General features: G+C 73.0%; 6 protein-coding genes. 2 read left to right on the top strand and 4 right to left on the bottom strand.

The window, feature by feature from the left end; translation table 11 throughout:
- Nucleotides 1-51 precede the first annotated feature (51 nt).
- Both ACFU3E_RS38020 and ACFU3E_RS38015 read right to left on the bottom strand, forming a co-directional pair.
- Nucleotides 52-477: an SsgA family sporulation/cell division regulator gene (locus ACFU3E_RS38020; protein WP_384169288.1), complete on the bottom strand. Its 426-nt coding sequence runs from the start codon at nucleotides 475-477 to the stop codon at nucleotides 52-54.
- Nucleotides 478-539: 62 nt separating this feature from the next.
- Nucleotides 540-1,568, bottom strand: a complete 1,029-nt coding sequence (locus tag ACFU3E_RS38015) for a hypothetical protein (protein ID WP_384169291.1) — start codon at nucleotides 1,566-1,568, stop codon at nucleotides 540-542.
- A 161-nt stretch (nucleotides 1,569-1,729) separates the two neighbouring features.
- On the opposite strand from ACFU3E_RS38015, the gene ACFU3E_RS38010 reads away from it, so the two are divergent.
- A complete protein-coding gene (locus ACFU3E_RS38010; protein WP_384169285.1) occupies nucleotides 1,730-2,425 on the top strand; it encodes a hypothetical protein in 696 nt (231 codons plus the stop codon).
- Here ACFU3E_RS38010 and ACFU3E_RS38005 read toward each other — a convergent pair.
- Complete coding sequence (locus ACFU3E_RS38005) at nucleotides 2,322-3,293, bottom strand: LLM class F420-dependent oxidoreductase (RefSeq protein WP_384169282.1); 972 nt, start codon at nucleotides 3,291-3,293, stop codon at nucleotides 2,322-2,324. The genes ACFU3E_RS38010 and ACFU3E_RS38005 overlap by 104 nt on opposite strands.
- A 72-nt stretch (nucleotides 3,294-3,365) precedes the next feature.
- On the opposite strand from ACFU3E_RS38005, the gene ACFU3E_RS38000 reads away from it, so the two are divergent.
- On the top strand, nucleotides 3,366-4,820 hold the full coding sequence (locus tag ACFU3E_RS38000; protein ID WP_384169279.1) for a serine hydrolase domain-containing protein: 1,455 nt from the start codon (nucleotides 3,366-3,368) through the stop codon (nucleotides 4,818-4,820).
- Here ACFU3E_RS38000 and ACFU3E_RS37995 read toward each other — a convergent pair.
- Nucleotides 4,812-6,461, bottom strand: coding sequence for a serine/threonine protein kinase (locus ACFU3E_RS37995; protein ID WP_384169276.1), 1,650 nt, complete (start codon nucleotides 6,459-6,461; stop codon nucleotides 4,812-4,814). The genes ACFU3E_RS38000 and ACFU3E_RS37995 overlap by 9 nt on opposite strands.
- Nucleotides 6,462-6,775: the final 314 nt, after the last annotated feature.

Below are 6,775 nucleotides of genomic sequence, written 5' to 3'. Positions count from 1 at the left end.
GCCGGGGCCCGATCCCCGGCATGCCGACGGGCTGCCCGGACCGGCCGCGATTCAGCCCCCGGCGAGAACGCCCGCCAGAAAGTCGTCGACATGGACCTCCTCGCGGCCCGGCTGCACCACCTCGTAGGTCTCGCGCAGGAACGCCGCGAACCCCGCCGCCCAGGCGAACACCACCGCGTGGTGCCGGCCGCCGTCGGGGCGGGCGTCGCCGAGGAACTCCAGGCGCAGCTCCTGCCACATGCCCCCCGACTCCGGGCGCATCCGCACGTCGCCCACCCCCACCGGACGCCGCAGTGCGTCACCGAGCATCTCCCGGTCCAGCTGCCACCGGGCGAGGACGCGGCCGTCGTGGCTGAAGACCACGGTGACGGCGAACGGGTCCGCGGCGTCGTAGCTCAGGTGGGCGAGCACGGAGAAACGGTCCGTGTCGCCCGCCTGGAGCTGCACCACCAGGGTCTTGTGGACGAACGAGTTCACGAGGGGGCCTCCGGGAAGTACCGACGTAGAGCCCTCTAGTACCCCCGATCCAGCCGGAATGCTCAGCCGACCGGGTGATTCCCGCGAGCACCGCGCAGCGACTCGATGCACACGGCGACGGCCCGCTGGAGCTCCTCCAGACGCTGCACCATGTCGTCCTCGTAGAACTCCCCGGCGTCGTCGAAGGTCAGCTCCTCGAACACCTTGGTCGCCTTCTGCAGGCTGCTGTAGAACTTCGTGCGCCGCTCCTGCACCCGCAGCCCCGGGTCGGCCTCCACGACCTCCACGACGAGGGACTTCATCGTGTCGTACGCCTCGGCGGCCCACTCGCCGGAGTCGTCGCCCTCGTCCAGCTCGTCGATGAGCGACAGATGCCGCTCGGCCTCCTGGCGCAGGTCGGCGGGCGCGTCGACGGTCTGCCCGGCTGGCGTCTTGATCTGCCCCGATTCGGCGATCTGGCGCACGTAGCCGATCCGGTCGGCCGCCCTGCTCTCCCCGGCGACGGCCTTCTTCAGCTCGTCGGTGCGCACGACGTCACGGGCCAGTTCCGACTGGAGGTCAGGGTCCTCGCGGACCCGGTCCAGCAGGGCCTGGCGGGCCGCGCGGGCGGTGGAGGGGTCGGCGAGGATCGCGGCGCGCAGGGCCGTGGGGTTCTCCGCGACCTCCAGGGCCTTCGTGGGCCGGATGCCCTCGGCCTCGGCGGCCTCGGAGATGGCGGTGCCGCGCTCGGAGGTCGCGCTGCTGCGGGAGACGTAGTAGCTCAGCCACACGTCGGCGTCCGGCAGGTCCACCTCCTGACCCGGTGTCAGCGCCTCGAAGTGCGGGACCATCCCGTCGTCGGCCGCCCGGTCCCACGCCTTGTAGTAGCGCATGACCCGCTCCGGGGAGCAGCCGGCGAGTTCCGCGAACTCCTTCGCGGACACCTTCGGCGTCTCGTCCGCGCCCTGCCCGCCGGGCCGCACACTGCGCGCCACCTTCAGCCCGAAGGCCCACCCTCCGGTCCGGGCGTACACCCCGAACTCCCGCGCGTCCCGCGCGACCAGGTCGGAGACGGGCGCCGGGGCAGCGGGGGACGTCTCGGGCGGGGTCATGGCTACGGTCACGGGCGACTCTCCTGAGGCGGGGCAGATCGGACTGCGCGAGGTGCGGACGGAAGCCTAGCGGCACCCGCTGACCTCGCTGTTCACCCGCCCGCACGGCCCGTCCGAAAACCGTTGTCCCGACCGGGCACGGGTGCGCGACGATGCCCTGCATGACGAGACGGGACGCGGGCGCCGTGCTGCGCCGCTGCGCGGAGTGCGGCGGCTACGCGTACGGCGGTGCCCCCGCCTGTGCCGTGTGCCGCGACCTCGTGGACGGCGTCGTCGAGGGGGAGTGGGCCGCCTTCCTGCGGCAGTGGGACACCGCCGCGGGCGGCGACCAGGAGCGGGCACTGGCCGCGATGGTCGCCGCCGAACCCGACCGGCACGACTGGCGGCTGGTGGACGCCGCCCTCGACCGGCTGGTGTGCCCCGACTGCGGTGACCGGCTCGCCCGTGGCCCGGCCGGCTGTACCGCCTGCGACCGGGCGCACGGCTACCGCTACGCCGCGATCGAGACGGACCGGCCGGGCGTCCCGCCCGGCAACGAGCACGCGATCCGGGTCAACGTCTCGGTGGTGCGCAGGCCCCACGTCACCTCGCAGAGCGAAGTGCTCGTCCGTCGCCTGCTGCTGCCCCTCCTGCTGGCCGGGTTCCTGCCCACGACCGAGGAGGCCCAGCGGTTCAGCGCGCTCGTGAAGAAGAGCCCTCCGGGACGGAGGGCTCAACTGGTCGAACGGGAGGTGGAGGCGCTGGCCGAGGACTTCAGCCGAACGCGTCGCGCAGCGCGGGCAGCAGGGTCTTCTCCGACCAGTCCAGATACGCCGGCTGCGACTCACCGCCGATCTGGACGAGAGCGATCTCGGTGAACCCGGCCTCGGCGTACGGGCGGACGGCCTCGACGAACGCGTCCGGGTCGTCACCGCACGGGATGGATTCGGCGACGTCGTCCTGCCTGACGAATTGCGTCGCCGCCTCGAAGGAATCCGGGTGCGGCAGCTCCGAGTTGACCTTCCAGCCGCTGCCGAACCAGCGGAACTGGGAGTGCGCCCGCTCGACGGCCGTGTCCCGGTCGGGGTCGTAGCAGACCGGCAGCTGGCCGACGCGGGGCTTGCCCCGGCCGCCGTGCCGGTCGAAGGCCTCCAGCAGCCCGGCCTTGGGCTCCGTGGCGATCACCAGGTCGCCGAGCCGGCCCGCGAGTTCGCACGACCGCTCCCCGGAGACGGCGATGCCGATGGGTGGGGCCTCGTCGGGCAGGTCCCACAGCCGGGCCGACTCCACGTCGAAGTGCGTGCCGCGACGGTTGACGTGGCCGCCCTCGAAGAGGGCGCGGATGATCTCCACGGCCTCCTCGAACATCTCGTGCCGCACGTCGACGGACGGCCAGCCGCCGCCCACCACGTGCTCGTTGAGGTTCTCGCCCGAGCCCAGCCCCAGCCGGAACCGGCCCTCGGACAGCAACTGCAGTGTCGCCGCTTTCTGCGCCACCACCGCCGGGTGGTAGCGGAACGTCGGGCACGTCACATACGTCATCAGCGGGATACGTGACGTGGCCTGGGCGGCCGCGCCGAGCACGGCCCACGCGTACGGCGAATGGCCCTGCGAGCGCAGCCACGGGAAGTAGTGGTCCGAGGTCACCGAGAAGTCGAAGCCCGCCTCCTCGGCCCGCACCACATGGTCGACGAGCTCTCGGGGGCCGGCCTGCTCGGTCATCATCGTGTATCCGATTTGCACCATAACCCGCGAGTCCCCTGACAGAAGGCCCGGAAACGGCTCGATCAAGGTCGCGGACGGGTGCAGGATGCATCCATGAGTGCTTCCGCCCTGCCGTCCTCCGGCCCCGCCGCCCAGGGGGTCGACGCCCGTGGCGTCCACGCCTTCCTCGACGCCCTCGAAGCCGCCCCCGACATCGAGCCGCACAGCCTGATGATCATGCGGCACGGCCATTTGGTCGCCTCCGGCTGGTGGGAGCCGTACACCGCCGAACGCCCCCATCTGCTGTACTCACTCAGCAAGAGCTTCACCGGGACCGCCGCCGCCCTGGCCGAGGCCGAGGGGCTGCTCGACTTCGACGCGCCCGTGATCGCGTACTTCCCGGAGTTCGAGGCCGACATCACCGACCCGCGCAGCCGGGCCATGCTCGTACGGCACGTGGCGTCCATGGCGAGCGGCCATCGGCGGGACACCGTCGACGAGGCCTTCGGGCGGGACCCCGCCGAGCCCGTCCGGGGATTCCTTCTGCTGCCGCCGGACGATGACCCGGGCACCGTCTTCGCCTACAACCAGCCCGCCACCTACACGCTCGCCGCGATCGTCCAGCGGGTGACCGGGCAGCCGCTCACCGCGTATCTGCGGCCCCGGCTGCTGGATCCACTGGGCATCGGTGACGTGGCCTGGCGGCGGGACCGCGCCGGCCGCGAGCTCGGGTTCAGCGGCCTGCACGCCACCACCGACGCCGTCGCCCGGCTCGGCCTGCTGTATCTGAACGACGGGCTCTGGGAGGGGCAGCGGCTGCTGCCGAAGGGATGGGCGGCCCGGGCCTCGCATCCCCGCACACCCACCGCCGGAGCCATGGGAGGAGACGCGCGGCGGCAGGACTGGGACCAGGGCTACGGCTATCAGTTCTGGACGTCCCGGTACGGCTACCGGGGCGACGGCGCGTACGGCCAGTTCTGCCTGGTGCTGCCGGAGCACGACGCCGTGATCGCGGCGACCGCGGCGACCGAGGGGATGCAGGAGTACCTGAACCTGGTCTGGGAGCATCTGCTGCCCGCCTTCGGCCCCGAGCCGCTGACCGGCCGCGAGGCCGCCGAGGCGGAGCTGCGGGAGCGCCTCGGCCGGCTCGCGCTGCCGCCTGCTCCGGGCCGGCCCGGACCCCCGGAGCGGGACCGGGGCTGGGCCGCCACCGTGTTCACGCCCTCCGCGGAGACCGGACCGGTCCGGTCGGCCGGGCTGGCCCGGGACACGGACGGCTGGACGCTCACGCTCACCGGAGAAGGGGACCGGCCGGACCACCCGGACCGGCTCGCCCTGCGCCTCGCGGGGGAGGGCTGGACGGTCGCGGAGGAACCCGTCCCGACCGCGGTGAGCGGCGGCTGGACCGATGCCGGCACGCTGGCCGTGGAGGCGGTGTTCCTGGAGACCCCGCACCGCCTGGCGCTGACCTGCTCCCTCGCGGAACGGACGTTCACCGCGCACTGGCGCACCCAGCCGTTGCACGGCGGCCGGCTCGTCTCCCTGCGCGCCCCGCGCGGCTCAGTCTGAGCCCGGCCGGAAGGTCTTGAGGATGGTGCGCAGCGCCTCCTGGTTCGCGGCGTCCTTCCAGTCGGCGTCCGGGGTCGTCCAGCGCAGCGAGAAGCTCCGGCCCTCACCCAGCAGGAAGCCCCGGCCGAAGGTGTGGACCCGGGTGCCGTCGGCATCCGCGGTCCACTCCATGTCGGCGGCCTTGCGTCCCTGGTACGTCGTCGCGCGGATCGCTCCGATCCGCTCGTAGTCGTCGGCCTCCTTGAGGTTCGGCTCGACTTCGTCCCGCCACACGGCCACGGGGTCCGGGCCCACCTGTTCGCTGTAGGTGACGGCCAGCGTGCGGTCGTCCCCCTCGGCACCGAAGACGACCCGGTACCGCAGATCGCCCTGGCGGTCGGTGTCCAGCCGCTGCCAGTCCTCGGGGAGCGCGACGGAGAAGCCCTCCGCCGCCTGGTGGCGGTGGAAGCCGGGCGGCAAGGCCGTGGCCGGGACGGACCGAGTGGGCGTGGGTGTGGGCGACGGGGACGACGGAGTGGGCGTGGGGGAGGGGGACTTGGGCGGGCTGGGCGCCCCGGACGGTTCGGGGCTGCCGCCGCCGGTGCCCTCGCCCGGCGTGGCGGCGGAGGCCGGCGGCCGGACCGGCGATTCCGCCGCGTTGCTGCCGCCGTCCGTGCCGGGCAGCCCCTGGGTGGCGACCAGCACGGCGACCGCGACGGTGACGACGGCCAGGGCCGTTCCCGCCACCATCGTCCGTCTGCTCCACGCCGGGCTGCCCGGCCGCATCGCGGCATAGGCGCCACGCAGCCGAGGTGCCGATGCCGCGGCCAGGGCCGCCTCGGGGTCTTCGCTGAGCGCGCGGGTCAGCGCCTCACGCACCACCGGACGGGTCAGCCGCTCCCGTGAGTCCTTGCGGAGCAGCCCCTGCACGACCTGGGTGAGCGGCCCGGCGTGCACCGGCGTGCGCAGCGGCAGCCGGTCCACGCCCTTCAAGGTGTTTTCCGGACGCCCCCGGTCCCGGAAGGGCGGGCGCCCCTCGACCATCGTGTACAGGATCGCGCCCAGCGCCCACAGGTCGGCCGCGGGACCGATGCGCTGGTCGCGGGCCTGCTCCGGGGAGGCGTACGCGGGGGCTGTGAGCCGGGGCGCGAGGGTCGCGCCGGCCAGGCCGAAGCCGGTGACGACGATCGAGTGGTCCTCGCGTACGAACACCTGGCCGGGGCTGAGCTCGCCGTGGGTGATGCCCTCCGCGTGCGCGGTGTCCAGCACGTCGAGCAGCTCCAGGCCGGTCCGCGCCGCCCGCACGTAGTTGAACGTGCCCTGTTCCGAGAGGAGTTCGCCGAGCGGGGTGCCGTCGATCCACTCGTTGACGGTCCACAGGGCGCCGGCCTCCTCGGCGGCGTCGACGACGGTGGCGATCCGGCCGGGGCAGAGCAGCGCCATGTTCTCGGTGGTGCGCAGCAGGCGGGCGGCGGCCCGGCGTTCGGCCCCGCGCGGGTCCTCCGGGAGTCCGATCTGGGTCACGAGGCACGGACGGGAGATCTCGCCGGTCCCGGTGTCCTCGGCGTACCAGCAGATGCGGTTGGTCTCGCGCTGGATGATCTCGAGCAGCCGGTACCGGCCGGCGACCAACTGGTGTGTGGAGACGTGCGCCCTGCCCATGGCCATCCCTCGCTGGAAACCTGGCTCTCACCTTTTCCAGTGGTACGGGGACCGAGGCGGCCTGCGTTCAATCCGATCGCAACTCCGCGTTCGTTCCTGTCTTTTGTTCAAGAGATGGGAGCAAGTGTGCGAAGAAAAGGGATCTTTCGAGGGCTCGGGGCGCGGTTCACCTCGGCCGCCCGGGGCGGCGGCGGGCGCGGGGAATTCGCCCGCCGCCGCCCCCGGATTCGCAAATACGGCTCTGCCAGGTGGTAAACGGCCGGAAATGCGGTCGCGTACAACGGCAGAACACCGAGCCCCCCGAAGAAATCAGC

Source organism: Streptomyces sp. NPDC057424, assembly GCF_042803315.1.
Taxonomy (GTDB): Bacteria; Actinomycetota; Actinomycetes; order Streptomycetales; family Streptomycetaceae; genus Streptomyces.
The sequence above is the reverse complement of the archived record's forward strand: the minus strand, read 5'-3'. Positions and strand labels throughout refer to the sequence as shown.

Bases quoted from the DNA above. Each gene is read 5' to 3' on its own strand.
- ACFU3E_RS38010 (WP_384169285.1), top strand. From the start codon at position 1,730: ATGACGAGACGGGACGCGGGCGCCGTGCTGCGCCGCTGCGCGGAGTGC.
- ACFU3E_RS38000 (WP_384169279.1), top strand. From the start codon at position 3,366: ATGAGTGCTTCCGCCCTGCCGTCCTCCGGCCCCGCCGCCCAGGGGGTC.
- ACFU3E_RS38005 (WP_384169282.1), bottom strand. From the start codon at position 3,293: ATGGTGCAAATCGGATACACGATGATGACCGAGCAGGCCGGCCCCCGA.
- ACFU3E_RS38015 (WP_384169291.1), bottom strand. From the start codon at position 1,568: ATGACCCCGCCCGAGACGTCCCCCGCTGCCCCGGCGCCCGTCTCCGAC.
- ACFU3E_RS37995 (WP_384169276.1), bottom strand. From the start codon at position 6,461: ATGGGCAGGGCGCACGTCTCCACACACCAGTTGGTCGCCGGCCGGTAC.